This window comes from Arthrobacter sp. Y3224055 (genome assembly GCF_059090825.1).
Genome location: NZ_JBNHGB010000001.1, coordinates 1,091,792 through 1,116,968, shown reverse-complemented (window position 1 = coordinate 1,116,968; position 25,177 = coordinate 1,091,792). Strand labels below are relative to the sequence as shown.

22 protein-coding genes and 1 tRNA gene are annotated in these 25,177 nt (G+C 66.8%); 15 read left to right on the top strand and 8 right to left on the bottom strand.

The features are described from left to right. Positions 1–119: 119 nt before the first annotated feature. On the bottom strand, positions 120–1,061 hold the full coding sequence (locus AC5RTY_RS05320) for an MBL fold metallo-hydrolase (protein ID WP_494049173.1): 942 nt from the start codon (positions 1,059–1,061) through the stop codon (positions 120–122). A gap of 217 nt (positions 1,062–1,278) precedes the next feature. On the opposite strand from AC5RTY_RS05320, the gene AC5RTY_RS05315 reads away from it, so the two are divergent. The 3 genes from AC5RTY_RS05315 to AC5RTY_RS05305 all read left to right on the top strand — a co-directional run bounded on the left by AC5RTY_RS05315 (position 1,279) and on the right by AC5RTY_RS05305 (position 5,200). Next, entirely contained in the window at positions 1,279–3,018 is a 1,740-nt protein-coding gene (locus tag AC5RTY_RS05315) for a CocE/NonD family hydrolase (protein WP_494001234.1), read from the top strand. Positions 3,019–3,144: 126 nt separating this feature from the next. Beyond that, complete coding sequence (locus AC5RTY_RS05310) at positions 3,145–3,624, top strand: MarR family winged helix-turn-helix transcriptional regulator (protein WP_494001233.1); 480 nt, start codon at positions 3,145–3,147, stop codon at positions 3,622–3,624. A 100-nt stretch (positions 3,625–3,724) separates the two neighbouring features. Further along, on the top strand, positions 3,725–5,200 hold the full coding sequence (locus AC5RTY_RS05305) for an MDR family MFS transporter (RefSeq protein ID WP_494049174.1): 1,476 nt from the start codon (positions 3,725–3,727) through the stop codon (positions 5,198–5,200). A 94-nt stretch (positions 5,201–5,294) separates the two neighbouring features. Here the strand turns inward: AC5RTY_RS05305 and AC5RTY_RS05300 are convergent, their stop codons facing one another. Next, on the bottom strand, positions 5,295–6,911 hold the full coding sequence (locus tag AC5RTY_RS05300) for an MFS transporter (RefSeq protein ID WP_494049175.1): 1,617 nt from the start codon (positions 6,909–6,911) through the stop codon (positions 5,295–5,297). A gap of 355 nt (positions 6,912–7,266) precedes the next feature. Here AC5RTY_RS05300 and AC5RTY_RS05295 point away from each other — a divergent pair, with 355 nt between their 5' ends. Further along, positions 7,267–7,857, top strand: coding sequence for a TetR/AcrR family transcriptional regulator (locus AC5RTY_RS05295; protein ID WP_494001230.1), 591 nt, complete (start codon positions 7,267–7,269; stop codon positions 7,855–7,857). Between the two features lie 13 nt (positions 7,858–7,870). Here AC5RTY_RS05295 and AC5RTY_RS05290 read toward each other — a convergent pair whose 3' ends face one another. Continuing rightward, positions 7,871–8,437 carry a cysteine hydrolase family protein gene (locus tag AC5RTY_RS05290; RefSeq protein ID WP_494001229.1) on the bottom strand — a complete coding sequence of 189 codons (567 nt, stop codon included), beginning with the start codon at positions 8,435–8,437 and terminating at the stop codon, positions 7,871–7,873. Between the two features lie 124 nt (positions 8,438–8,561). On the opposite strand from AC5RTY_RS05290, the gene AC5RTY_RS05285 reads away from it, so the two are divergent. Together AC5RTY_RS05285 and pstS are read left to right on the top strand one after the other, a co-directional pair. Beyond that, a complete protein-coding gene (locus AC5RTY_RS05285) occupies positions 8,562–10,067 on the top strand; it encodes an FAD-dependent oxidoreductase (protein WP_494049176.1) in 1,506 nt (501 codons plus the stop codon). 42 nt (positions 10,068–10,109) lie between these two features. Then, a complete protein-coding gene (gene pstS, locus AC5RTY_RS05280) occupies positions 10,110–11,225 on the top strand; it encodes a phosphate ABC transporter substrate-binding protein PstS (protein ID WP_494139158.1) in 1,116 nt (371 codons plus the stop codon). Between the two features lie 27 nt (positions 11,226–11,252). Here the strand turns inward: pstS and AC5RTY_RS05275 are convergent, their stop codons facing one another. Further along, positions 11,253–11,849: an SRPBCC family protein gene (locus tag AC5RTY_RS05275; RefSeq protein WP_494001226.1), complete on the bottom strand. Its 597-nt coding sequence runs from the start codon at positions 11,847–11,849 to the stop codon at positions 11,253–11,255. A 224-nt stretch (positions 11,850–12,073) separates the two neighbouring features. On the opposite strand from AC5RTY_RS05275, the gene AC5RTY_RS05270 reads away from it, so the two are divergent. Continuing rightward, complete coding sequence (locus AC5RTY_RS05270) at positions 12,074–13,762, top strand: nuclease-related domain-containing DEAD/DEAH box helicase (RefSeq protein WP_494139157.1); 1,689 nt, start codon at positions 12,074–12,076, stop codon at positions 13,760–13,762. Between the two features lie 66 nt (positions 13,763–13,828). Continuing rightward, the gene (locus tag AC5RTY_RS05265) at positions 13,829–14,251 is read left to right on the top strand and encodes a hypothetical protein (RefSeq protein WP_494024913.1); all 423 of its coding nucleotides are present in this window, start codon (positions 13,829–13,831) and stop codon (positions 14,249–14,251) included. A 24-nt stretch (positions 14,252–14,275) separates the two neighbouring features. Here AC5RTY_RS05265 and AC5RTY_RS05260 read toward each other — a convergent pair whose 3' ends face one another. Genes AC5RTY_RS05260 through AC5RTY_RS05250 form a run of 3 tightly spaced genes read right to left on the bottom strand, consistent with a single transcriptional unit; the run spans position 14,276 to position 16,752 of the window. After that, positions 14,276–15,073, bottom strand: coding sequence for an enoyl-CoA hydratase/isomerase family protein (locus tag AC5RTY_RS05260; protein ID WP_494049178.1), 798 nt, complete (start codon positions 15,071–15,073; stop codon positions 14,276–14,278). A gap of 39 nt (positions 15,074–15,112) precedes the next feature. After that, the gene (locus tag AC5RTY_RS05255; RefSeq protein WP_494049179.1) at positions 15,113–15,892 is read right to left on the bottom strand and encodes an inositol monophosphatase family protein; all 780 of its coding nucleotides are present in this window, start codon (positions 15,890–15,892) and stop codon (positions 15,113–15,115) included. A 50-nt stretch (positions 15,893–15,942) separates the two neighbouring features. Then, complete coding sequence (locus tag AC5RTY_RS05250; RefSeq protein ID WP_494001221.1) at positions 15,943–16,752, bottom strand: LysR family substrate-binding domain-containing protein; 810 nt, start codon at positions 16,750–16,752, stop codon at positions 15,943–15,945. 60 nt (positions 16,753–16,812) lie between these two features. Here AC5RTY_RS05250 and AC5RTY_RS05245 point away from each other — a divergent pair, with 60 nt between their 5' ends. Then, the gene (locus AC5RTY_RS05245) at positions 16,813–17,163 is read left to right on the top strand and encodes a DUF5997 family protein (protein WP_494001331.1); all 351 of its coding nucleotides are present in this window, start codon (positions 16,813–16,815) and stop codon (positions 17,161–17,163) included. Between the two features lie 153 nt (positions 17,164–17,316). Here the strand turns inward: AC5RTY_RS05245 and AC5RTY_RS05240 are convergent. Then, a tRNA-Leu gene (locus AC5RTY_RS05240) sits at positions 17,317–17,399 on the bottom strand. 363 nt (positions 17,400–17,762) lie between these two features. On the opposite strand from AC5RTY_RS05240, the gene AC5RTY_RS05235 reads away from it, so the two are divergent. Genes AC5RTY_RS05235 through AC5RTY_RS05210 form a run of 6 tightly spaced genes read left to right on the top strand, consistent with a single transcriptional unit; the run spans position 17,763 to position 25,147 of the window. After that, a complete protein-coding gene (locus AC5RTY_RS05235; RefSeq protein WP_494001220.1) occupies positions 17,763–18,500 on the top strand; it encodes an FHA domain-containing protein in 738 nt (245 codons plus the stop codon). Further along, the gene (locus tag AC5RTY_RS05230) at positions 18,500–18,976 is read left to right on the top strand and encodes an FHA domain-containing protein FhaB/FipA (protein WP_493978260.1); all 477 of its coding nucleotides are present in this window, start codon (positions 18,500–18,502) and stop codon (positions 18,974–18,976) included. Before AC5RTY_RS05235 ends, AC5RTY_RS05230 begins: the two co-directional genes overlap by 1 nt. A 2-nt stretch (positions 18,977–18,978) precedes the next feature. Then, positions 18,979–20,508 carry a PP2C family protein-serine/threonine phosphatase gene (locus AC5RTY_RS05225; RefSeq protein ID WP_494024916.1) on the top strand — a complete coding sequence of 510 codons (1,530 nt, stop codon included), beginning with the start codon at positions 18,979–18,981 and terminating at the stop codon, positions 20,506–20,508. A gap of 3 nt (positions 20,509–20,511) precedes the next feature. Beyond that, on the top strand, positions 20,512–21,930 hold the full coding sequence (locus AC5RTY_RS05220) for an FtsW/RodA/SpoVE family cell cycle protein (RefSeq protein ID WP_494001218.1): 1,419 nt from the start codon (positions 20,512–20,514) through the stop codon (positions 21,928–21,930). Next, positions 21,927–23,375 (top strand): peptidoglycan D,D-transpeptidase FtsI family protein, encoded by a 1,449-nt coding sequence (locus AC5RTY_RS05215; RefSeq protein WP_494001217.1) that lies wholly within the window; start codon positions 21,927–21,929, stop codon positions 23,373–23,375. The genes AC5RTY_RS05220 and AC5RTY_RS05215 overlap by 4 nt, the downstream gene beginning before the upstream one ends. Beyond that, positions 23,372–25,147 (top strand): protein kinase domain-containing protein, encoded by a 1,776-nt coding sequence (locus AC5RTY_RS05210; protein ID WP_494001216.1) that lies wholly within the window; start codon positions 23,372–23,374, stop codon positions 25,145–25,147. The genes AC5RTY_RS05215 and AC5RTY_RS05210 overlap by 4 nt, the downstream gene beginning before the upstream one ends. Positions 25,148–25,177 lie beyond the last annotated feature (30 nt).

Here is a 25,177-nt window from a genome sequence, read left to right as displayed (position 1 = left end):
GGACCGGGCCCTCCCTCTACCGGGGGGCGGCCCTCCCCGGGGGCTCCCACCCCCGGCCCGCGGCGGGGGCGCCCACCCCCGGGGGCGCGCCGCCGTCGTCGTTTGGGGCGTGGGGCCGGTCAGTCGCTCTTGCCGTACAGCTTGCGGTAGCCGTGCAGGGTCGTGAAGAACGGGGAAGGCTCCAGCGTCGGATCCCCGGTATAGCCGAGTTCCTCGGCCACCGAGGCGAACGGCGAATAGGGCGAGCCGGTCTCCTGCAGGCCGCCCTCCACGGAGCGGCGCGCGGCGGCGCGGACCCGGGCCTCGATGTCCAGGCTCTCCTGCAGGGCCTGCCGGGCCGTGCCGGCGTCCATCCCGATGTCGAAGGGCACGCCCTCGGTGTTGCGGTAGGGGTGGCCAAGGTACAGGCGCTTGGGACGGACCTCGTCGCGCAGGTAGCGGAGGCTGGCACGGTAGGCGTCCGGATCCTCATACCCCGGGAAGTGGTTGGCGGCGCCGTGGACCTGGACGGAGTCGCCGACAAACACCGCGTCCTGCCCGTCCACCACGTAGGCCACGGAGCCCGCGGTGTGGCCGGGGATGTGATGCACGGAGACCGTGACATCCCCGCCAAGGCTGAGGGTTTCGCCGCCCTCCAAAAGCATGTCCGGTTCCATCTCGCCCGAGATGGCATGCCCGGCCGCCTTCACCTGCTCCTCGACGGCGTTCGGGCTGTCGAGGTACTGCCGGCGGACGTCGAGGTAGTTCTGCACGTGCGCCTGCCGGGAGCGAAGCAACGGGGCGTCCGCCCGGTGGATGACGACCCTCGCCTTCCGGCCGGTGAGCTCCCAGAGGGCGTGGGCACCGCCGAGGTGGTCGATGTGGCCGTGCGTCAGCAGGATCCACTTGACGTCCTCGATGCGCCGGCCCAGCTTCTCCAGCTCCGGCACCATGCCCTCGACCGGTGACGTGGTGATGCCCGTGTCGACGATGGCCGGCTCGGGCGCGTCGATGAAGAAGCTGTAGAGACCGAAGCGGCCCCAGGGCGAGACCAGCGGATGAATGGTCACTTCTTGCGTCATTGTTCTCTCCTCAGCTCCGGGACCCGTTCACCGTCCTGATGGTATGGCTCGACAGCGCGGACCAATGCCCTCGCGCGGCCTTTCCGCGCCGCGGCCTGGGCCTGGTCACCATCGTTTGCACGGCACTTTATTATAATAATATAATAGAGCGTGGCTCCGGAGAGCGCGCCTGCCAGCGGGACACCTGGCACTCGAACGTCAACAAGGAAGTGCACACATGACTGATTTCACGACGTGGAATGCCGGTGGGGAGACGATCAAGATCCGCAAGGACCTGCGGATCCCAATGCGCGACGGCGTTGAGCTCGCCGCGGACACCTACCAGGGCCTGGAGGACAAGCCCCGGCCGGCCCTGGTGGCCCTGAGCCCGTACGGCAAGGAGCTGCAGGCGCTGGCGCTGACCACTCCCCCGCAGCGGCGTCCGAGCCCGATGTGGGACGGCTGCATCGAGGCCGGCGACATCGCCCGCATCGTCAAGGAGGACTACGTCCACGTCATCGGCGACCTGCGGGGGTCCGGCGACTCCGGCGGCGAACACATCGGCAACTACAACGCCGGCGGCGTATCGCTGGGCCAGGATGCGTACGACTTCATCGAATGGGTTGCCGAACAGCCGTGGTGCGACGGCAACGTCGGCATGGTCGGCATCTCCTACTTCGGCTCCATGCAGGTACTGGCCGCGGCCGAACGCCCGCCCCACCTGAAGGCGATTTTCGTCAGCGGCGGCCACTACGACTTTTACGAAACCACCTACCACGGCGGCATCATGTGGTTCATGCCCCGCGCCGCCCGCGAAGGCCGCGGCGGAGACTCCGGTTGGGCCTTCACCGACGGCGTCAAGTCCCGCATGATCGAAAAGTACTCGCCCGAGGAGCTCAAGAAGCTGGTCGCCAAGCGCCTCGAGGACCCGGACGTTGCCGCCTGGCCGAACCTGGTCCACGTGCTGCATTACCCCAAGAACCACGAAGCCTGGTTCGACATCGTTATGAACGAGCTGGACGGCGAGTGGTACGAGGAGCGCAACCCCATCACGCTCGCTCCGAACATCGACATCCCGGTCTGGCTCCAAATCGACCAGGGCCGCGGCTGGACCATGGACGGCACCATCGAGCTGTACAACTCGCTCAAGGGACCCAAGAAGCTGACCATCGGCCCCTACCCGCCCATGCAGTCGCGCCCGTTCATCGAGGAGCACGACAAGATGTTCCGCTGGTACGACTACTGGATCAAGGGCATCGACAACGGCGTGATGGACGAGCCGGCCGTGAGCGTTTTCGTCGAAGGTTCCCGCGAGACCGTCGAGGCGGACCAGTGGCCGCCGAAGGAGATCGAGTACACCTCCCTCTACCTTCGTCCGCGCCACAAGCTGTCCGCCGAGCCGGAGTTGATGGGCGTGGAGTATGCGGCCCCGGACGGCTTCTACCAGGCGCCCCTGACGGTGACCGACAAGGTGGAGATCCTCAGCTGGAGCACCGGGCCGTTCGAAGAGGACACGGAGATGATCGGCACCGGCGCCGCGCACATCTTCGCCGAGATCGACCAGCCGGACTCGAACTTCATCCTGCGCCTGTGGGACTACGCCCCGAACGGCAAGCGCCAACTGATCACCACCGGCTACCTCAAGGCCTCGCACCGCGAGCTGGACGAGGAGCGCACCAGCGAGGGCAGCCCGATCCACCCGCACACCCGTGCCGTGCCGGTGGAGCCGGGGAAGATCGAGGAGTATGTCCTGCGCCTCTACCCGTTCGCCAACACCTTCAGGCCGGGACACCGGCTGGTGGCCGAGCTTTCCAACGGCGAGCCGCTGGCCGACGAGCACAACGCACTGCTGCCTCCGGACGCCTTCCACCTCCCGGTGGGACGCCCGGTGACGCACAAGATTTACCGCGACGCCGCACACCGGTCCCGGCTGGTCCTGCCCTTCACCGCCCGCAAGGCCGAGGATGGGGCGAACTAACGCGACGGCAGCCCCGACCGCCGGCCGGGCGCCCTCGAGGTGCCCCCGAGGCTTTCCCGGCCGTGGTGATCAGCGATCCTGAACGTCACGGCCGGAGGTGCCCGGCGCACCTCTTATCCTTGGGTAATGGAAACAACCGAGGGCGGCACGGCCCGCAAAGCCGTCGAGGACAACCGCGATCTGGCGGTGGCCTTGATCGACATCTCCTCCGATGTCCGCCGAAAATCCCACGAGAATTCCGGCGTCCCGTTGCTGCCCAACGGCATGGTGGACATCATGCGGGTCATCGAAGCGCACCCGGGCATAACCGTGGCCGAGGTCGCTTCCAGGCTTGACCGCCAGTTCAGCAACGTGAGCACCCAACTGCGTGAACTGGTGGCCCGCGGGCTCGTGACGCGCAGGCGCGACGAGGCGGACAAGCGCTACGTGACGCTGCACCCCACCGACGAGTCCCAGCGGATCAGGATCATGCTGGAAACCGCGTGGGCGGAAACCCTGGGGACGGCGGCCGCCAGGCTACACCCCGGGGAACAGGAACAGATCGCGGCGAGCCTGCCCGCCCTCCAGCGCTTGGCGGCGCTGATCAACGAGCCGGACCAGCGCTGAACCATCGGCCAGTCGGGCTTTTCTTTTTAGATATACTTATAATTTTGTAAGTATTAGCGGCGCCCCTGTCTGCCGCACCCCACAAACAGAAAAGGTGGCCATGAAAGACGTCCTAGAGGAGAAAATTCCGCCCGGAGAGGTGGAGGCGGCAGAGGCCGTGGAGCCCGAGAGGATCTCCCCCAAGCGCATCGCCGCCGTGATCACCGCCTTGGTGCTGTCAGCGCTGATCATGATCCTCAATGAGACCGTGCTGACGGTCGCCCTGCCCGACCTGATGGCGGACCTGGGCGTCCAGGCCACAACGGCGCAGTGGTTGACCACGGGCTTCATGCTCACGATGGCCGTCGTCATTCCGACCACCGGCTTCATGCTTCAGCGGTTCACCACGAAGAGCCTCTTCGTCAGTGCGATGCTGCTCTTCATCCTCGGCACGGCGCTGGCGACCATCGCCCCGACGTTCGCGGTGCTGCTCATCGCGCGCATCGTCCAAGCGGCCGGCACGGCCATCATTCTGCCGCTGCTGATGACCACCACGCTCACCTCCGTGCCGGTCCGGCACCGCGGCACTGTCATGGGCCTCAACTCCGTGGTCATCTCCGTGGCGCCGGCCATCGGCCCCACCCTCTCCGGCGCCGTCATCAACTCCTTGACGTGGCGCTGGGTCTTCGGCCTGATGGTGCCGGTGGCCATCATCGTCTTCCTCTTCGGCGTCATTGCCATCAAGACCGGCAAGGAGACGCGCAAGGCTCCGCTGGATGTCCTCTCGGTCATCCTCTCCGCCTTCGCCTTCGGCGGCATCGTCTATGCGCTGTCCTCGATCGCCGACCTGATGGCAGGTTCCTGGGCCCCGGTCGTGGCACTGGTCGTCGGCGCCGTCGCGCTGGTCCTTTTCATTCAGCGCCAGCGTGCCCTGCGCAAGACGGAGTCGGACCTGCTGGACCTTCGTCCGTTCAAGGTGCACAACTTCCGCATCTCGGTCATCATCGTGATGATCGCCATGGCCACCATGCTGGGCACGGTCATGGTGATGCCGATCTTCATGCAGAACGGCATGGGCCTGAGCACGTTGACCATCGGCCTGGCCCTCCTGCCCGGCGGCCTGATCCAAGGGATCGTGTCCCCGCTCGTCGGCCGCCTTTATGACAAGGTGGGCCCCCGGCCCATCGTCATTCCCGGCGCCTTCCTGCTGGCCGGCGGACAGTGGCTGCTGGGCAGCGTCCATATTGATACCCCGGTGACGACGATCGTCGTCTTCCATACGGTGTTCTGCGTCGGCATGGCCATGCTGATGACCCCGCTGATGACCGTGGCCCTGGGCGCCCTGCCGCGTGAGCAGTACGGCCATGGCAGCGCGATCATGAATACCCTGCAGCAGTTGGCCGGCGCCGCGGGTACCGCGGTTCTCGTTGCCGCCATGACCATCGGCACGGCGGCGGCAGCCGCCAACGGCATCGCGGCGAACGTCGCCCTGGTCGACGGCGTCCGGGTCGCCTTCACGGTCGGCGGCATCCTCGGCCTCGTGGCCGTCGTGTGCGCACCGTTCGTTCGGCGCCTGCAGGAGAACACCGGCCGCTAAGGCCCGGCTGCCCCGCCCGCATGCTTGAAGGAAGCCGGCCGCCCCCAAGGGATGGCCGGCTTCCTCTGTCTCGGTCGTGCGGCGCTGCGGGATGCTACGCGACTGTGCGCGGTGCCGCTGCTTCCGGTTCGGTTTCCTTGACGCCGTGCAACCCAAAGAAGCTGAGCAACGCCGCGGCCAGGGCCGCGATGGCAACCACCAGGAAGGCCTGCGTGAATCCACTGCCCAGGGCCTCGAGGGCGAACTGGCTGCCGCCCGATCCGGGAACGCCCTCGGGGATGCTGTTGAGCGCGATCGGACCGCCCGCTTCCGCAATGCCCATCGCCGGACCCAACTGGTCCGGAGCCAAACCGGAGGTCTGCAGGGAGGTCATGAGTTTTCCGCCGGCGGTGGAGAGGGCAATGGCGCCCACCAGCACCGGCCCGAGCGCAAACCCGAGGTCGCGCAGGAGGTTGGTGGTGGCGCTGGCCATGCCCGTCATCTCCCGCGGCACCGAGTTCACGGCAATAGCGGTCATCGGGCTCAGCGTGAAGGCGAAACCAAGTCCGACCAGCAGGGACGGCAGGATGAAAGCGGTCACGTCGCGGCTGGTGACGTCGGCAGTGGAGTTGATCAATGCGCCTGCGGCCATGGCCAGGAATCCGAAAGTCATCAGCCAGCGGGATGAGACGCGGGCCTGCAGCCGGGACAGCACGGGGATCAACACGAATGCGGGCCCCTGCAGCAGCAGGAACAGCAGGCCGAGGTACAGCGGGTTTTGGTGCTGGACCGGCCCCAGCCACATGCTGGTGGAGAAGCAGGCACCCAGAAAAGCGAACATGCCGACCACGGCCACGATCGACGCGATGGCGAACTGGCGGTTCAAAAACAGCCTCAGCTCCAGCAGCGGGGACTCAACGCGTAGTTCGATGGCCACAAAGATCGCCAACAGCACCACACCGGAGGCGAGGGCGGCTACCACGTGGGCGCTGGTCCAGCCGTCTTCGGGACCCTGTACCAGCCCGAAGAGAACCAGGATCAGGCCCAGTGCAAAGGTGATTTGGCCCCAGATGTCCATCCGGCGCTCCCGGGCCACCTTGGCCTCGGCGGAGCGCAGGGCGGTCAGCAGCAGTGCGGCGAGGGCCGTCAATACCACCACCGCATAGGCCCCGCGCCACCAGCCGAAGCCGGCAAACACGCCGCCGAGCAAGGGCGACAGGGCCGAGCCCGCCGAAAGGAAGCCCGCCCAGATGGCGATGCCGCGCACGCGCTCCTGTATGGAGCGCGCCACCGAAGCAACCAGGGCCAACGATGCGGGGAAAATTGCACCCGCACCCAGGCCGTTGATGGCGGAGCCGATCCACATGGCCTGGACCGTCGGGGATATGGCGCAGACCAGCGAGCCGATCATGACCAGCACGGCGCCGCCCACGACGAGCTTGCGGTGGCCGTACTTGTCACCGAGCACACCGAAGGTCAGCTCGAAAACCACCACGGGAATCATGAACGCCGCGGTGATCCAGGTCAGCTGGGAACCGAACGTGTTAAAGGTGATCTGGAATTCGCCATTGAGCGCGCCTGGCAGAGCGTTGGCGATCTGCGCCACCATGACCGCCAATGATGCAGCGACCAATGTGCCCCTGGTGCGCGCGGGTGTGACCTGCACGGGCGGCGCCTGGGGCGGCGGATCGGACTGCGGCGATGACGTGTGGGTCCCCTGATCCTGGCTCATATGAACTTCCTTGTCATGGTGTGAGCGGTGTGGTGAACGGGTGGTGCTCGGCGGAACCGGTCCGGGCATGGCGGCCGCATTCGTCCGCACTCGCTGGAACCGGTGGTAGACGAGACCCTGCCGCAATGCTCTGTGCTGTCTGCGGCACCCTGTGACGCAGGCGACAGGCCCATCGTGATGGGGCTAACAGTAGTGATTCACAATACATGGTGTCAAGTGAGCATTCGACGTGTCATTTGAGAGGGTTTCCGCTCCAAGAGCCGCCGGGCTGAAGTGTTACAGCCGGTGCGGGGAAATCCGGAGGGCAGCCTCGGCTGGTCCGGGGGAGCCGCGGACACCGGCTATCCTGTGTGGCATGGCAACACTCCGCGAGGCTCAGAAACAGCAGACCAGGCAACTTCTCTTGGACACCGGCCTGGACCTCTTTGAGTCCAAGGGCTACGCGGCCACCACGATCGACGACATTGCCGCCCGTGCCGGCACCACGAGAACGACCTTCTACCTGCACTTCGCGTCGAAGGCGCAGCTGATGGGCGACGTGGTGAAGACGGTGGACTCCATTCTCACCAGCGTGGACGACCCGGCCCTATCCACCGTGGTGGAACTGGGTACCCGCGACTTGATCCGCGCCTGGATCAGCCGGAAATTCGACCAATGGGAAGCAACCCGCCCCTATCTGCATGCCGTCTATCAGGCGGCCCCGGTCGAGCCTGAGGTTGCAAAGGTCATGGAGGACTGGTTCCGCGATGTTGCGGCGGACATGACATCCGGGCTGGATCGGTCGGGGCGGTTCGACCCGGCCAGCCGCCAGGTCCGCTGCGTCCTCGCCTTTGGCCAGCTGGAATACCTCTCGCAGCGGTGGATCCGCACGGGCTGGATTATGGATCGGGAGATGTGCCTGGAAACCCTGACGGATTCCTGGTGCCATCTGCTCTCGGAGGGGTAAGCCTCCAGCTGGATCACCCTTGGCGCGCGCCCGCCAGCAATTCGGCCAGCGCCCCGCGGCCCAGCACGGGCTGGCGGTACTCATCGCTGAGGATCTGCAGCATGGAACCGGCATAGTCCTCATTGGTCGAGGCAATCATGTCCTTGGCGAAGACCACGCGGAAGTTGTGGGCGAACGCATCGGCCGCCGTCTGCGCCACGCAGTTGTGGGTCGCCACGCCTGCCAGGACCAGCCGTTCCACCCCGGCGTCCCGCAGCCGCTCGGCCAGGCCCGTACCAAAAAACGCGCTGTCGCGTGTCTTGACGACGCGCTCGAGGCCCTCTGTTTGCAGCCCGGGCAGGAATTCGGCCTGCTCGGTCCCCTCGAACAGGAATCCCTGGTCATCGTCGAGCATGCTGAGGGTCCAGGTTGAACGGTCCCTGAGGTGCTGCGTGTAAACAAGCAGCACCGGCACCTGCGCCGCCGTCGCGGTCCTGATCAACAGATTGGCTGACTCCACCACGGCTTCCTGCCGCTTGGCCAAGGCAGGGTCCTCGAAGTACGCGTTCTGCAAGTCGATCATCAGCACCGCAGTTTTCATGCCCTCCGCCTTCCGCCGGTCGTCCTCGCTTCCATCCTGTCAGGTGCACCCGCAGTTTGGGTCTTGACGCGCCAGCAGCGACAGGGTGTGGTGTGTACTACCATCCGGCCGAAAGGACAGCGTCATGCATTCACTCTGGCTCGATACCGCCCAACAGATTCCGGTTGACACGTACTCCGGCCAAACCGGGTTCGACTCGGTCGTCGCCGGAGCCGGGCTGACCGGCCTCACCACTGCTGTCCTGCTGGCGCGGGCCGGGCACCGGGTTGCCGTGGCGGAGGCGCGGTCGGTCGGGGCCGCCACCACCGGCAACACGACCGCCAAGATATCCCTGCTGCAGGGCAGCCAGCTTTCGCGCATCGCGAACCATCACGACTCCGGCACCGCCGCGGCCTATGTGGCCGCCCAGCGGGAAGCCCAGGCGTGGATCCTGCGGTACTGCGACGAACACCGGGTGGGATACGACCGGCGGGACGCCTTCACCTACGCCACCACCCCCGAGGGCGCCGAGGACCTGGCGGCGGAGCAGCGCGCCAGCGAATCCGCCGGCCTGCCGGTCGAAAAAGTCTCCGGTGCCGGCGAGCTGCCGTTCGAGGTCGCCGGGATGCTGCGGTTGGCCGACCAGGCCCAGATCCATCCGATGCACCTCCTGGCGGCGCTCGTTGCAGAACTGCGCAGCCGCGGAGGCCTGGTCTTCGAGGGCATGCGGGTCACGGGCATCGGCCGCGCGGACGACGGCGGTGACGGGGCGGGTCCGCGAAACCTTACCGTGCGCACGGGGCTGGGCGACATTAAGACCGGCATCCTGGTGCTGGCGACCGGCACGCCCATGCTCAACCGCGGCGGACATTTCAGCGTGCTCAAGCCCATGCGTTCCTACGCCGCCGCCTTGACGGTGCCCGGGCGCATCCCGTCGGGGATGTATTTGTCCATCGACGGGCCGACCCGCTCGCTGCGGACCGCGCGCCACGGCGACCGGGAGGTCTTGCTGGTCGGCGGCAACGGCCACGTTGTCGGCCGCCACGGCCATACCCGGGGTCTGGTCGATGACCTGCTCCGTTGGACCCAACAGCACTTTCCGGGTGCCGAGCCCACGCATGCCTGGTCTGCGCAGGACTATGAACCCGCTGGTGCGGTGCCGTACGTGGGTCCGATCCTGCCCGGGGAGAAGCGCATCATGGTGGCCACCGGATTCAACAAGTGGGGCATGACCAACGGGGTGGCGGCGGCACTGGCGCTGTCGGCCTCCATCCTGGGCGGCGACAATCATTGGGCCAAGGACCTCTATAAGTCACGCATCTCCGGACGGGACGCCGCCAGCACCGCCGGCACCAATTTGTCCGTCGGGTTGGAATTGCTGTCCGGCTGGCTGGGCGGATTGACCCGGACCACGCATGCGGCACCGCCGGAGGGTCAGGGCACTGTGGTGCGGGAAAATTCGCGGCCGGTGGGCATTTGTACCGTGGACTCCGCCACATACCGGGTCAGCGCGGTCTGCACGCATCTGGGCGGCGTGCTGTCCTGGAACGACGCGGAGGGCAGCTGGGACTGCCCCCTGCACGGGTCCCGCTTCAGCGCCGACGGCAAGGTGCTGGAAGGCCCCGCCGTCAAGGACCTCGAGGCACGGTAGCCCCCTTGGGACTGACGCCGCCGCACCGGTAGTCTAGTGCGGATGCCTCAGTTGAAACGCCGCGCGGCCGCCCTTGGTACCGCCGCCTTAATGTCCTTGTCCCTGGCCGCCTGCGGCTCCGACTACCCGCTGGGTCCGGCCCAGGAAGCCGCCGCCCGGCAGGGCTCCTCCCTGTCGGGCACGCTGACAGGGGCCGGAGCATCATCCCAGAACGCGGCGATGGACGCGTGGGTGGCCGGCTTCGGCCTGCTCCATTCCGACGCGCAGGTCCAGTATTCGCCGGACGGCTCCGGCGCAGGACGCACCGCCTTCCTGGCCGGCGCCGTCGAGTTCGCCGGCTCGGATGCCTACCTGGACGACGAGGAAGTTGACCAGTCGCGCAAGGTGTGCGGCCCCGAGGGCGCCTTCAACGTCCCGTCCTACATCTCCCCCATCACCGTGGCGTTCAACCTTCCGGGCATCACCGAACTGAACCTGGACGCCGAAACCATTGCCAGGATCTTCCAGGGCGAAATCCGGTCTTGGGACGACCCCGCCATCGCGGAGCACAACCCGGGCGTGGAGTTGCCCGATCTTGCGGTCACTCCCGTCAACCGTTCCGAGGACTCCGGCACCACCGAGACCTTCACCGAGTACCTGCACGCCGTGGTCCCAGAGGTCTGGACGCCGGAGCCCAGCGACACCTGGCCCGGAGAATTCGCCGGGGAAAACGCACAGGGTACAACGGGCGTTGTGAGCATGGTCGCCGGCACGGCGGGCGCCGTTACCTATGCGGACGATTCCGCCGTCGGGGATCCCCTGGGCAAGGTTAACCTCAAGGTTGGCCAGGACTATGTCCCGGTGAGCGCAGAAGCGGCAGCGAAGGGGTTGGACGAAGCCACACCCGTCGAGGGGCGGCCGGAATACGACCTGGCCCTGGAAGTGGACCGGACGACTACCGCCGCCGGCGCCTATCCGCTGATGCTGGTCTCCTACCACATCTACTGCACCACGTACGAGGACCAGGAGAAGGTGGACCTGGTCAAGGCGTTCGCTCAGTATGTCCTGAGCCCCGAGGGCCAGAACGACGCGGCGGACTCGGCCAAGAGCGCGCCGCTGTCCGAGGAGCTGTCGAAGCGTGCCGTGGCTTCCGTGGAGCGGATCAGCGCCCGTTCCTGACAGCGGCCGCAGGCCCCGAGTAGCAGATTAGCTGCCGGGACCCCGCCTCCGGTTCTCCCGGTCCTCGGGCTCCCGGACGTCCGGCTCCCGGTTGTAGGCGTTGTCATCCTCGTTCTGGGGGATGTCCGGCTGGGCCGAGGCTGCCGGAGGAAATCCGCCGGCGAAGGTTCCGCCGTAGAACTGCTGGTTGCCCGGCTCGTGCGTTTCCGATCCTCCGGACTCGACGAAGGTCTTGAAGCGCCACAACTCGTTGCGCACCTCCCGGTGGTCCGATCCCAGTCCCGAACCGGCCTTTTCCAGCAGGGAATGCGGCTCCCAATCGAGGTGCACGTGCATCGACGTGGTGTCGGCATCGATGCTCCCGAACGTCACGGTGCCGCTGTGCCTGATTCCGCCTTCGCTCCTCCACACGATCCGCTCTCCGGGCTCGTCCTCGGTCACGGCCGTATCGAATTCGCGCTGCACGCCGCCGACTTTCGTGACCCAATGGTGCGTGGTGTCGGACGTCCGGATCACCGATTTCACGCCGTGCATGAAGGAGGGAAAGTACTCGAAGCGCAGCCACTCGTCATAAACCTTTGCGGCGGGCAGCGAGATCTCGACTGTTTCTTCGATGGTTGCCATGATCATCCTCATTCCGCCGCGGAACGGCGCCGCAGGCACCGCCTTCATGAGTTGCCACCTGCAGTTAACGCTACAGAACGGCCCGGGGCGCGGCAATGAACGGCCACGCCCGCGCGCGCGGGAGGGTTGGCTGCAACCGGGCCCGCGTTCCGGGACGAGAAGGGACGATGTCCTGCATTGGTAGTCTGTGTGGTAAACCACTGCGTTGAAGTTGAGGGGGCGGTATGCCGCGCTGTTTTCCGGAACAGCCTGAGTTCGGCCGGGACCAGCCTGCCGAACGGCAGGTCTGGGAGGCGCTGAAGGGTACCCTGCCGCCGTCCGCCGCCCTGCTGCATTCGGTCGACATCGTCGAAAACGGTGCCGCCCGTCGGATCGATCTGCTCGTTGTCTGGCCCGGCGTCGGCATCGCCACCATCGAGGTTAGAGGCGGGCAGATCAGCTACGACGCGGGCCAGTGGTACCAGTCCGCCAACGGCCGGCAGCACCGCATCAAGGATCCATTGGTCCACGCTCAGGACGCCCGGCACATGCTCCAGCGCTACCTCGGCTCCCAGTTGGGGCTCAGCCGCAGGGTCCGCTTCGCCCACCTGCTGGCCTTTCCGGACACGCGGCTTCCGCGGCATTGGGACATCCCCGGCCTCAGGCGTTCCATGGTGATCGGCAGCGAGGACCTCAAGTACCCGGACGACACGGTCAGGGAAGCCATCAACTTCTGCGGCGACGGGGACGGCGAAACCGCGCCGGATATCGCCGACCGCATCGTGGCATGGTTGACGCGCCCCCGGCCGGGCGACGGGGCGCTCTCCGCAGCGGCCGAGCACGAAGGCCGCGCCGAGCAGATGACGCGGGACCAATCGGCGATCCTTGATGTCCTGAAGGACCAGCCGCGGGCACGCGTCATCGGCGGCGCGGGCACGGGCAAGACCTGGCTCGCATTGGAACAGGCCCGGCGGTTGGCGCGCGACGGAAAGCGGGTGGCGCTGCTGTGCTCCAGCCGCGGCCTGGCCCGGTACTTCGAGACCGAGACGGCCGGGTGGAAGCCGGCCGAACGCCCGGCACACGTGGGCATGTTCTATGACCTGCCGGTCCGCTGGGCCGCGCACCATCCGCTGGACCCCCGGTTGCTCACCAACCAGTACTACGAGCACTACCTCCCCCGGACACTCAAACGGCTGGCCAAGAACCAGCCGGTCCGCGAACTCTTCGACGCGATCGTCGTGGACGAGGGCCAGGACTTTGGCACGCTGTGGTGGGAGGCCGTCTTGGAGTGCCTGAAGGAACCTGCTGTCGGCGGCCTGTATGTGTTTATGGACGAAGACCAGCGCCTTTTCGGCCGCGACGGCTGGCCGCCGATTGAAGTGCCCCCCTTGGTGCTGAATGAAAACCTGCGGAATACGAAGCAGATCGCGGCGCTCTGCGGCGCGCTGTCCACCGAGCTGGCGATTCCGCGGGGCCTCTCCGGCCCGCGCATCCGGCTGGTGGAGGCGACGGCCGGGAACGTCATCCAGCGGGCCGGCGATGCGGTGGCGCAGCTGGTCGAGCGTGAAGGCTGGGCCCCGCAGCAAGTGGCGCTGCTGACCACAAAGCGCAAGCATCCGGCGCATCAGCAAGCGGTGGACGCACTGGGCTGGCGCGGATACTGGGACGCCTTTTTTGACGACGACGACGTGTTCTACGGCGACGTGCTCGGCTTCAAGGGACTCGAACGCTCGGTGGTGGTCCTGGCGGTCAACGGCTTCGGCGATCCCGAGCGGGCGCGCGAGATGCTCTATTCAGGCTTCTCCCGCGCGCGCAGCCTGCTGGTCATCGTGGGCGAAAGATCGGCCATCACAAGGGTGGGCGGCCCTGCCCTGGTCAAGAGGCTGACCCAGACCGAATCCTGGGATCCTGACCAGCAGCAGCAAGACCATTGACTTTCCCGCCGCAGCGGAGCATTCTAAAACTACTTATTCGGTTTTTAGAATTTACCGGAGGTTCCCATGGCAACCACCACTCCTGCGCTGCAACGGGTCCGGACCGAGCCCGCCTACGGTGCTTTTTGGATGCTCAGGCTGGGCTTTTCCGTCCTGCCGATTTTGATGGGGCTGGACAAGTTCTTCAATCTGCTCACTGACTGGGAACAGTATCTGGCCCCTTGGGTCGTTAACCTGCTGCCCTTCAGCGCGCACACCGCCATGCTGATCGTCGGCGTGGTGGAAATAGCCGCCGGCATCGTGGTCTGGTTCAAGCCGCGGTACGGCGCCTACATCGTTTCCCTCTGGCTGGCGGGCATCATCGTCAACCTGCTGACGCTGTCGGGGTTCTACGACGTGGCGCTGCGTGACGTCGGCTTGCTGCTGGCGGGACTGACACTGGCTCGGCTGGCCACCCAGTACGATCCGGCGTGGCACCGCCGTCGCTGATCAATACCCTGCCCGCGCCCGCCTTCAGTGCCCGGTGAAGGCGGGCGCCTCCTTGGTTAGGAAGGCATCCCGGCCGATGCGCGAGTCTTCAGTGGTGAAGGCCTGCCCGAAGGCCCGGCGCTCCACCTGCAGCCCGTCGGCGGTGGGACGGCCCAGCGCCGCATCGAGCGTTCGTTTCGCGTTTGCGACGGCGGCGGGGGACTTTGCGGAGATCTCCCGGCAGGTGGCGGCGGCGGCGTCGAGCATGTCGTCCTTGCTGGCGAAGACGGCGTTGGCCAGCCCGATCCGCAGGGCTTCCTCGGCGCCGATGCTGCGGCCCGTGAAAATCAGTTCCCTGGCCATTCCGGGGCCGACCCGCTGCGGCAGCCGGACCGTCCCACCGAAGCCCGGAATGAGGCCCAGTCCGACTTCCGGCAGGCCGAACTTCGCGTTGGCCGTCGCGTAGATGAAGTCGCAGGCCAACGCCAATTCCAAGCCTCCGCCCAGGGCAAACCCGTTGACGCAGGCGATCACCGGAAGGTCCAGGGTCTCCAGCAATCGGGTCAGGTCCTGCATGGCGGCACTGTGTGCTTCCGCTTCGGCCGGTCCCATGGAGGCCAGTTCCCGGATGTCGGCGCCGGCCGCGAAGGCCTTCCCGCCGGCACCCGTGATCAGGATGCTCCGAACTTCCCGGCCTTCCGGCGAACGGATGTCCGTGACGAACTGTGCCAGGTCTGCCACGACCTGGGTGTTCAGGGAGTTGAGCGACTCGGGACGGTTGATGACGACGGTGGCCAATTCGCCGAGGCATTCAAGCTGAATCGTTTCGTAAGTCTTTTCCACAGCCCCACTATGCCACGCCGGGCCCCAGATCGGACGTGGTCATCCCCCCAGCAGGGCGACCACGTCGGCCACCTGACGGTGTCCCCCGGCTACCGACCAGCGGTAGCCGTCGACCTCCACGACGGCGGTGGAACCTCCGGCCGCTTCGACCAGGGTCTTGCCCGGAAGCCAGTCCCAGTCCGGCAGCCCCTGTTGGTACCAGACGCCGAAGATCCCGGCGGAGGTTGCCGCCAGCTCACACGACGCCGACCCCCAGCTACGGTAGGTGGCCGAACCGAGCAGGGTGCGCAGGTACGGCTCGCCCGCTGCGTTGTCGCGCAAATACGTGTGGTGCAGGTACGCCGCCGCGCAACTGGCCGCCAAGGGAGCGCTGGCGATTTCGCCCACGCGCAAGCCGTTCCGGGTGGTGGGCAGGTCGCGTCCGCCGACCCACAGGACGTCCTCGGCGGGGTGGTAAACCGCCCCCAGCCGGCTTCCCGCTCCATCCGTCAGCGCCAGCGCGGAGCACCAGTAGTGCCCGCCGGTGAAGAAGTTGTAGGTGCCGTCCACCGGGTCGATGACCCAGGTACGGCCCGAGGTTCCCTCGTGGCTGGAGCCTTCCTCGCCCAGGATCGCGTCCTCCGGCCGCAGTTCGCGCAGCGTATCCACTACCAGTTTCTCCGCGGCGTGGTCGGCGGCGGTGACGACGTCGGAGATGCTGGTCTTCTCCTCGAACGTGGTCACCCCCGACCGCATGCCGTTGGCCAGCGTTCCGGCGGCGCGCACCAGCCAGGCCGCGAGTTCGGTGTCGTCCAGATGGTCAGGGCTGCTCACGGTCATATCTGAAGCCTAGCCAACGGCGGGGCGAACGCGGCATGCAGGGGCAGTTGCTACCGGCGGCCCCGCCGCGGCCCGCGGCCCTTCGGGGTGCGGCCGCCACCCGGCCTGCCCTTGCCCTGGCCGGACGGCTTGTTCGCGCCCTTGCCCGATGCCGGCGTCCGGCCCGGTGCGGAGCCCTTTCCCGCAGCGGTGCCCTTCCCCGCGCCGGAGCCTCCGCCGTCGTTCTTCCCCGTGTTCTTGCGGGTCTTGCCCTTGCCCTGTTGTTCCTGCACCGAGGGCTGGCGCGAACTGCGCGCCGTGCGGCCGCGGACAATTCCGATGAACTCCTCGATTGCGGCCTCGGTCCGGTCGGTGAGCCACGCGAGGCCGATCTGCGTCTCGGGGTGATCGGTGACCGTGCGGTACACCACGTCCTTGCGGTTGTAGAGCCGGGCCACGGACATCGGCAGGATCATCAGTCCCGCCCCGGACGCCACTACCTCGATGCCTGTCTTGGCGCCGCCCATTTCCCCGGGGTCCAGGAAGTTCTCGTGCGCGATCTCCCGATACGGGACTTCCTCGTCGTAGAGGGCAACATCGTGTTCCTTCGGCGCGACCACCACGGGCAGTTCCGCATACAGCGGGATCACGCTCAGCCCCTCGCGGTCCACGGGCAGCCGGACGAAGCTCAGGTCGGCACGGCCGTCGCGCAGGATGGCCGTCTGCTCCTCCTCGCCGCACTGGAAAGCGGTCAGCGGGACGTCGGGCAGCCGCTCCGCCCACCGGCGGGTCCACTTCCCCGGTGTCACGCCCGGGACATAGCCGACCTTCAGTCCGGCCAATTGGGCCGTGGTCGTCGGCTCCTGGTCTGCATCCTGCACTTCATCACCGTAGCGCAGGGCGGCTAGGCTGGGCTTATGAGCGCGAAATCGGCACAATCCATGAAACCGGCCACGGCCGCCAAGAAACTGGGCATCTACTTGCCCGCGGCCCCGCAGGAGTTCCAGGACAGCCTGATCTCGCGGGAGGAATTCAACCAGCTGCAATCCGATCCGCCGGAATGGCTGGCGGAGCTGCGCCGCAACGGTCCGCATCCGCGGCCGGAGGTGGCCCGTAAACTCAACGTCTCCATCTCCGGTCTGGCACGCGGCGGCATCACGGAGCCGCTGACGACGGCCGAAATCACCGCTTTGCTGCAGGATCCGCCGGAATGGCTGGTGGCGGAACGTGCCTCGTTCGCCGCCGTGCGTGCCGAGGAGCAGCGCGTGAAGGCCGCCGGCAAGCAGGGCTGATCAGCAGCCGCCGAGCGCGCCGCGGGCCCCCCTCCTCGCTGATCAAGCGGTGAGCGAGGCGGGCCCCTCCCCCGCTGACCAAGCGGTCAGCGGGGGCCGGGTGCCCGTTAACGCCAAGAGCCCCGGTCCGAAGACCGGGGCTCTTGCTCTGCGTGCGCGAGGGGGGATTTGAACCCCCACGCCCTTTCGGACACTGGCACCTGAAGCCAGCGCGTCTGCCGTTCCGCCACTCGCGCGCATTGTTCCTGCCCTCTCGGCGTGCCAACCGGTTTCCCGGTTCGCTTTCCTCAAGAACAGCGAGATCAATAGTAGCGTGAAACAGTCCAAAATTCCCAATCGGGGCGCCGGCCCCCTTGGATACCGCGCAACGACGGGGATCGGAGGGCCTGCGCCGCGGGCCGCCCGCCCCGCCGTCGTGATTCCGCGATGGTGAGCTTCACCACGCCCCGGCGCCGCCGCGCCCGCGGCGATCGTTGCCGAATGGGGCCTTTTGGGACACGCCCAAGTAGTATCGAAGGGAAGAATCGCCAGACAGGTGTGCCCTGTCCGCTGTCGCAGCGGGGGCAGACCTGACCACAACTCTGGGAGGAGGCGGCCCGATGGGCATTCTGGACAGTATGGAGCGCGGCATCGAGAAGATGGTCCGCGGCGCCTTCTCTGTCGGCGGCAAGGGCCAGGTGCAGCCGGTGGAGATCGCAAGCCGCCTGCGCCGCGAACTGGACAACGGTTCCATCACCTTGGCCCAGGGCCGCACGTTGGCTCCCAACGTCTTCGACGTCAGGCTGGGCGATTCCGACTACGCGATGGCTGAACAATGGGGCGCCACCCTGGCCGAAGAACTGTGCGACGTGGTCATCCGCCACGTCAACAGCCAGAAGTACACCCTGCAGGGCCCGGTGCGCGTTTCCTTCACCAAGGACGACGCACTCAAGGGCGGCGACTTCGAAGTCGAGGCCACCGTCGTGAAGTCCGACGGCCACCAGCCGCAGCCCCTGCAGCGCAGTGCCCCCGCGGCGCCGTCGCGCCAGCCCACCCTGCTGACGCCCGTGCTGGAAATCAACGGGCAGCGCTACTCGCTCAACGCGCCGTCCATCGTGCTCGGACGCTCCTCCGAGGCCGACATCATGGTGGACGACACCGGGGTCTCGCGGCGCCATCTGGAGATCCGCACCGACGGCGGGTCGGCCGTGGCCGTGGATCTCGGTTCCACCAACGGCAGCTATGTCAATGGCCAGAAGATCGACGGCCGGATTGACCTCACCGACGGCTCCGTCATCACGATGGGCCGCACCCGCATTACCTTCCGCTTGCTGCCGACACGGGGCGGCGGGGCCTAATGGGCGAGCTTGTCGTCACCGCGCTGCGGTTCGGTTTCCTGATCCTGCTCTGGATCATGATCATCAGCATCGTCTCCGCACTGCGGCGGGACCTGCAGATCGGCAAGCGCAGCCGCACCGGATCCCCCACTGCGCGCGAAGTCCGGAAGAATCCCGACCTGGCGGACGCTCCGGCACCCCGGGTGGCTCCGCGCCGCCTGGTGGTCACGGAAGGGCCGCTGGCCGGCCACTCGCTGGAACTGGCCGCGAGCCCCATCCTGTTGGGCCGGGCCCAGGAAGCAACGCTGGTGCTGGAGGACGATTACGCCTCCGGCCGGCACGCCCGCCTCTTTCCGCAGGGCAGCCGCTGGTTCATCGAGGACCTCGGCTCCACCAACGGCACCTACCTGGCCGAGAACCAGCTGACGCGGGCGCTGCCCGTTGATCCCGGCGTTCCCATCCGGATCGGCAAGACGGTCATTGAGTTGAGGCCCTGACGGTGGCTCTGGTTCTGCGCTATGCGGCGCGGTCTGACGTGGGTAAGGCACGGTCTAAAAACGACGATTCCGCCTACGCCGGGCGTTATCTTGCCGTGGTGGCCGACGGCATGGGCGGCCATGCCGGCGGTGACGTGGCCTCGGCGTCCACGGTGCTGGACCTGGTCCATCTGGACCGCTCGGGCCATCAGGACCCGGCCAACGTGCTGGCCGACGAGATCCAGACCGCCAATTCCATCCTTTCGGAGCTGGTGCAGACCAGTCCCAAGCTGGCGGGCATGGGCACCACCGTCACCGCCTTGCTGCTGCATGACGACAAGCTCGAATTCGCCCACATCGGCGATTCCCGTGCCTATCGGCTGAAAAACGGCATCTTCGAGCAGATCAGCGTGGACCACACTTTCGTCCAGCGGCTCATCGACGAAGGCCGGCTCCTTCCGGCGGAAGCCGAAATCCACCCGCACCGCAACGTGCTGATGCGCGTCTTGGGCGACGTCGATGCCAGTCCCGAACTCGACCTGGCCAGCCATCAGGCCGAGCCGGGGGAGAAATGGCTGCTCTGCTCCGATGGACTCAACGCCGTCGTGCCGGACAGTGTGGTGGAATCCGTGGTGCGCAACGCGCCCACCCTGCAGGACGCCGTCGATCAGCTGGTGGAGCTGACGCTTGACGGCGGTTCCCCGGACAACGTGACCATCGTGATGATCGAAGTCGCCGAAGCGGCGCCGGAGGCGGCTGACACCGCCTCCCTCGGCCTCGCCCCGGAACGACCGAAGGCATCGGCCTTGAAGCACGACGGCGCCGCCTCCCCTGTCGCGGCGATGCCCGCCGACGGAGCCTCCCTCGGGGCACAGGTGGCCGCGGGCGCCGACGACGAACAGCTTCAGCCGCACGAGGCGATCCGCGCCGATGCCATCCGCCGCGAGCTGGAGACCCGCCCGCATGTGCTGGTGGGCGCCGCGGCATTGGCCACCGAGACCGGACAGATTCCCATCGTCACGGCCCACTCCAACAAGCGCCGGGCGGCGGCATTGCTGACCCACAAGGCCCCGGACGAACCGGAAACACCCGAGAACGAGACCTCGGCCCCGGCCCGCAAGCCCTGGCTGATCCCGGCGTTCCTGACCGTCATGTCGTTGCTGCTGGTGGCGGTCATGTGGTTCGGCTACCTGTGGACGCAGACCCAGTATTTCGTGGGTTCGGCGGACGGACGGGTGGCCATCTTCAACGGCGTCTCCCAGAACTTCGGGCCGATCGCGCTTTCCCACGTGGACACGGTCTACAACATCCCGCTGGAAAGCCTGCCCGCGTACCAACAGCAGCGGCTGGATTCCAGCATTTCCGCCCGCGATCTCGGGCATGCCGAGGAGATCGTGGAACAGTTGCGGATCAGCAGCCAGCTGAACTGTCCGGAACCCGAACCCAGCCCCAGTACCGTTCCGACGGACCGGCCCAGCGCCTCGCCGGGGGCGACGCCGGGGCCTGCTGCCAGCCCCCAGCCCACCGTGCCGCCGGAATGTGTAGGTGGATAAGCCATGAGTAACATCCAGACAGTGCCGCGTTCCCGGCGCAACACCGAACTGCTTTTGCTCCTGCTGGCCTTGATCGTCGGCATCGGAGCCAACATGCTGGTCGGGCTCGACCAGGACCGGGCCTTCGACAGCGACTTCTTCACCCAGGGCGGCACCTTGGTGGTGCTGGTCCTCGTCGTACACGTGGTCCTGCGCCTTCGCGCCAAATATGCCGACCCGGTAATACTTCCGATCGTCACCGCCCTTAACGGGGTGGGGCTGGCGATGATCCACCGGCTGGACATCGCCAACAACGACTCCGCCGCGGGGCGCCAGCTCCTGTGGACCGGCGTGGCCATCGCCGCCGTGGTCGCCGTCATCTGGCTGCTGCCCGACCACCGCGTCCTGCGCCGCTTTACCTACATATCGTTGATCACCAGCGCCATCCTGCTCATCCTTCCGCTGCTGCCGTTCATCGGGATGGAAATCAACGGCGCCCGGATTTGGGTGAGCTTGGGGTTCGCCACCTTCCAGCCGGGCGAAATCGCGAAGATCACCCTGGCTATATTCTTCGCCGGGTATTTATCGACGAACCGCGACCTCATCCTGCTCGCGGGCAAGAAGATCGGCCCGCTGCAGCTGCCCCGCTGGCAGGACATGGGCCCCATGGTGGTGGCCTGGCTGGTCAGCATCGGGGTCCTGGTCTTCCAGCGCGATTTGGGTTCCTCGATCCTGTTCTTTGGCCTGTTCATGGCCATGATCTATGTGGCCACCAGCCGCGTCAGCTGGGTCCTGATCGGCCTGCTCATGATCGCCGTGGGCGGCGTCGTGGCTTTCCAGCTGTTCCCGCACGTCACCGCACGTATCGACGGCTGGATCAACGCGTTCGACCCCGAGGTTTACAACCGGATCGGCGGCAGCCACCAGATCGTCCAAGGGCTGTTCGGCCTGGCCAGCGGCGCGCTGACCGGCACCGGACTCGGGCAGGGCCGGCCGGACCTGGTGACCTACGCGAACAGCGACATGATCATCGCCGCACTCGGCGAGGAGCTGGGGCTCATCGGACTCAGCGCCATCGTGATGCTCTACATCCTCTTGGTCAGCCGCGGCATCCGGGCGGCGCTGGGCAGCCGGGACGCCTTCGGCAAGCTCCTGGCCACGGGACTCTCCTTCACCCTGGCGCTGCAGTGCTTCGTGGTGATCGGGGGCGTCACCCGCCTGATTCCGCTGACCGGCCTGACCACACCCTTCCTGGCCGCCGGAGGGTCTTCCCTCCTGGCCAACTGGCTGATCGTCGCCCTGCTGCTGCTGATTTCCGACGCCGCGCGCCGTCCGGCCCTGACTGGCCCGGCCGCCGGCCGGCGGCCGCCGGGTGACCGGCCGGCGCGACGCAACCAGACCCAAGCACGGAACACCGGATCCACGGAGGTGATCCAACCATGAACCAGGCCATCCGCAATACCTGGATCGTCGCCATCGCGATGTTCGCGCTGCTGTTTGGATCGCTCACGGTCGTGCAATTCTTCGAGGCCGAAAACCTCAACGCCAACCCGTGGAACAGCCGGACCATCTACAAAGACTTCGACAAGAACCGGGGCGCCATCCTGGTGGGCGGCGAGCCGATCGCCGAGTCGGTTCCCTCGGACGACGAGTTCGCCTACCAGCGCGTCTACAACGAGCCCGCGCTCTACGCGCCGATCACCGGTTTCTACTCGTTGGTATACGGCTCCACCCAGATGGAGTCTGCGATGAACGATCAGCTCTCCGGTTCCGGCGACGAGTTCTTCTACGAACAGATCGTGCAGATGTTCTCCGGCGGCCAGGTCGAGGGCGCCTCGGTGGAGCTGACCCTGGACGCCGAGCTGCAGCAGTTGGCCTGGGACCTGATTCCCGACGGCGTGAAGGGCTCGATCGTGGTGATGGAACCGGACACCGGCAACATCCTCGCGATGGTCTCCAAGCCCAGCTTCGATCCGAATGACCTGGCGGGGCACAACACCGAAGAGGTCACGCAGAACATGGCCGAATTGGAGAAGGTGCCGGGCCTGTCTCCGTTCACCAACCCCGCCACCGAGAGCCTGTTGGCTCCGGGCTCCGTGTTCAAGCTCGCGGTGACGGCTGCCGCCCTGGAATCCGGCCAGTACGACGCCGACAGCAAGCTCGACAATCCCCCGACGCTGCCGCTTCCCGGCACCAACGTCGAGTTGCCGAACTACGTTAACGGCGGCTGTGCGGCGCGGACCACCGTCGGCTTCTCCTTTGCCCTGGAGCAATCCTGCAACACGCCCTTCGCGCAGATCGCCATGGACCTGGGGGAAGACGCCATTGCGGAACAGGCCGCCAAGTTCGGATTCGGCGAGTCCTACCAGATCCCCACCCACGTCACCGCGAGCCAGTTCCCGACCGGCATGAGCGATGACCTGCTCGCCCAGTCGGCCATCGGCCAGTACGACGTCCGCGTGACCCCCCTGCAGGTGGCCATGATGACCGGTGCGATCGCCAACGACGGCGTCTTGATGAAGCCGAACCTCGTGCGCACCGTGCGCGCGCCCGACCTGCGCGTCATGGACAGCCCCAAACCCCAGGAACTGCAACGTTCCCTTTCCGCAGACAACGCCCGGCTGATTCAGGACTGGATGGTCAATGTGGTCAGCAGGGGCATCGGCGGCGGAGCCGCCATTCCGGGCGTCGAGGTGGCCGGCAAGACCGGTACGGCAGAACTGCTGGCCGGCGAAGCAGGAAACAACTCGTGGTTCACCGGATTCGCACCGGCGGATGACCCCCAGGCCGTCGTATCCGTCGTCTTCGAGGACGTCGATGTAACGACCGGTTCTTCACTCTCAAGTCCAAGTGCTCGGCAACTCCTAGAGGCGGTGTTAAATAAGTGAGACCTACCTCGGGTATCACCTTAGGCGGCAGGTACCAGCTCACTGAACGTATCGCCATCGGCGGCATGGGTGAGGTCTGGAAGGCGCAGGACCAGGTCCTGGGCCGCATCGTCGCCATCAAGGTCCTCAAAGAGGAGTACACGGGCGACCCGGGCTTCCTCAACCGCTTCCGCGCAGAGGCCCGGCACACCGCACTGCTGAACCACACCGGTATTGCCAATGTCTTTGATTACGGCGAAGAGGCCGGATCCGCCTACCTCGTGATGGAACTCGTGCCCGGGCATCCGCTCTCGGCGATCATCGAGCGCGAGCGCGTGCTCTCGCCCGACCGGACGCTGTCGATCATCACCCAGACGGCCAAGGCGCTGGCCGTCGCCCATGCCCAGGGCCTGGTGCATCGCGACGTCAAGCCCGGAAACCTGCTGATCACGCCGGAGGGCCGGGTCAAGATCACCGACTTCGGCATTGCGCGGCTGGCCGATCAGGTTCCGCTGACCGCGACCGGGCAGGTCATGGGCACCGCCCAGTATCTGGCGCCCGAGCAGGCGACGGGACAGACTGCTACCGGACAAAGCGACATCTATTCGCTCGGCGTCATCGGCTACGAGTGCCTCTCCGGTTCCCGGCCCTTCTCCGGTGAATCGCAGATAGCCATTGCCCTGGCCCAGGTCAACGACACTCCCCCGCCACTGCCCGAATCCCTGCCCCGGCCGGTCCGCGCTCTGCTGATGTCCATGCTGGCCAAGGACCCGGCCGACCGGCCGGCCAACGCGGAAAAGCTCGCCGAGGCGGCCGACGCCATCCGTGCCGGCAATATCCGTGCCGCCGAGGCAGCTGTCCCGGGAATGTTGCTGTTCGGTGGGGACGACAGCACCGGTTTGATGACTGCTCCGGTGCCCGCCCCCGGAACCGCTCCGACGCGCGCCGTCAGCGCCGGGACCTCCCAGCTGCCCGCCGTCGGCGGTGCAGCAGCAGCAGCGGGCCTCGGCGCCGAACGGGACTGGACCGATCAGGATCTGGACAGCGATGAGCCTGAAGAAACACCGCGCCGCCAGCAGAAGAAACGCAGTCCCTGGACCTGGCCGCTGGTCGGTTTGATCCTGTTGATTCTGTTCGCCGTGGCCGGCGCGATCCTGCTGCCCATGCTGACCCCCACCGGCGTTGCGGAGTCGTCGTCGTCGGCATCGAGCTCGACGACACGGGCGGCGCCGAAGACCACCTCCGCAACGCCAACGGAAGAAGAGACCGAGGAACCGCGCGAAACGGCAACGCCGGAGACGAACCAGCTGGCAGCGAATGCGTTCCTGGGCCGACCCTTCAGCGAGGTCCGGGCCGAGCTCGAAAACATGGGCTACCAGGTGGTTCCCAACCCGGTGGAGAGCGGCGAAGCCGAGAATACCGTCATCGACATCGCGCCGACCGGCGCCGTCGTCGTTGGCGAAGCAATCACCGTCACCTACTCCACCGGCCCCGGAACCGTCACCATTCCCAACGGTCTGGCCGGGCAGTCCGAGCAGCGGGTTCGCGAGGCCCTGATCGGACTGAACCTGGTACCGCAGAAGTCGGGCGAGCAGCCGAGCGATGAAGAGCCTGGCACCGTGCTCAGCCTGTCTCCCGACGGCGGTGACGTTCCGGTCGGGTCGACCGTCAGCTACGTTGTCTCCAGTGGGCCGGAAGAAGAAGAAGAAACTCCGGCCCCGACAGAGACGGGCTCGCCGGATGCCAAGGGCCTGCCGACCTCCGCTCCCGACACGCGCGGCGGTAAGCCGTGACCGAATCCTGGTCGGCCTGATGGAAGGACG

Bases quoted from the DNA above. Each gene is read 5' to 3' on its own strand.
- AC5RTY_RS05320 (WP_494049173.1), bottom strand. From the start codon at position 1,061: ATGACGCAAGAAGTGACCATTCATCCGCTGGTCTCGCCCTGGGGCCGC.
- AC5RTY_RS05315 (WP_494001234.1), top strand. From the start codon at position 1,279: ATGACTGATTTCACGACGTGGAATGCCGGTGGGGAGACGATCAAGATC.
- AC5RTY_RS05310 (WP_494001233.1), top strand. From the start codon at position 3,145: ATGGAAACAACCGAGGGCGGCACGGCCCGCAAAGCCGTCGAGGACAAC.
- AC5RTY_RS05305 (WP_494049174.1), top strand. From the start codon at position 3,725: ATGAAAGACGTCCTAGAGGAGAAAATTCCGCCCGGAGAGGTGGAGGCG.
- AC5RTY_RS05300 (WP_494049175.1), bottom strand. From the start codon at position 6,911: ATGAGCCAGGATCAGGGGACCCACACGTCATCGCCGCAGTCCGATCCG.
- AC5RTY_RS05295 (WP_494001230.1), top strand. From the start codon at position 7,267: ATGGCAACACTCCGCGAGGCTCAGAAACAGCAGACCAGGCAACTTCTC.
- AC5RTY_RS05290 (WP_494001229.1), bottom strand. From the start codon at position 8,437: ATGAAAACTGCGGTGCTGATGATCGACTTGCAGAACGCGTACTTCGAG.
- AC5RTY_RS05285 (WP_494049176.1), top strand. From the start codon at position 8,562: ATGCATTCACTCTGGCTCGATACCGCCCAACAGATTCCGGTTGACACG.
- pstS (WP_494139158.1), top strand. From the start codon at position 10,110: ATGCCTCAGTTGAAACGCCGCGCGGCCGCCCTTGGTACCGCCGCCTTA.
- AC5RTY_RS05275 (WP_494001226.1), bottom strand. From the start codon at position 11,849: ATGGCAACCATCGAAGAAACAGTCGAGATCTCGCTGCCCGCCGCAAAG.
- AC5RTY_RS05270 (WP_494139157.1), top strand. From the start codon at position 12,074: ATGCCGCGCTGTTTTCCGGAACAGCCTGAGTTCGGCCGGGACCAGCCT.
- AC5RTY_RS05265 (WP_494024913.1), top strand. From the start codon at position 13,829: ATGGCAACCACCACTCCTGCGCTGCAACGGGTCCGGACCGAGCCCGCC.
- AC5RTY_RS05255 (WP_494049179.1), bottom strand. From the start codon at position 15,892: ATGACCGTGAGCAGCCCTGACCATCTGGACGACACCGAACTCGCGGCC.
- AC5RTY_RS05245 (WP_494001331.1), top strand. From the start codon at position 16,813: ATGAAACCGGCCACGGCCGCCAAGAAACTGGGCATCTACTTGCCCGCG.
- AC5RTY_RS05235 (WP_494001220.1), top strand. From the start codon at position 17,763: ATGGGCATTCTGGACAGTATGGAGCGCGGCATCGAGAAGATGGTCCGC.
- AC5RTY_RS05230 (WP_493978260.1), top strand. From the start codon at position 18,500: ATGGGCGAGCTTGTCGTCACCGCGCTGCGGTTCGGTTTCCTGATCCTG.
- AC5RTY_RS05220 (WP_494001218.1), top strand. From the start codon at position 20,512: ATGAGTAACATCCAGACAGTGCCGCGTTCCCGGCGCAACACCGAACTG.
- AC5RTY_RS05215 (WP_494001217.1), top strand. From the start codon at position 21,927: ATGAACCAGGCCATCCGCAATACCTGGATCGTCGCCATCGCGATGTTC.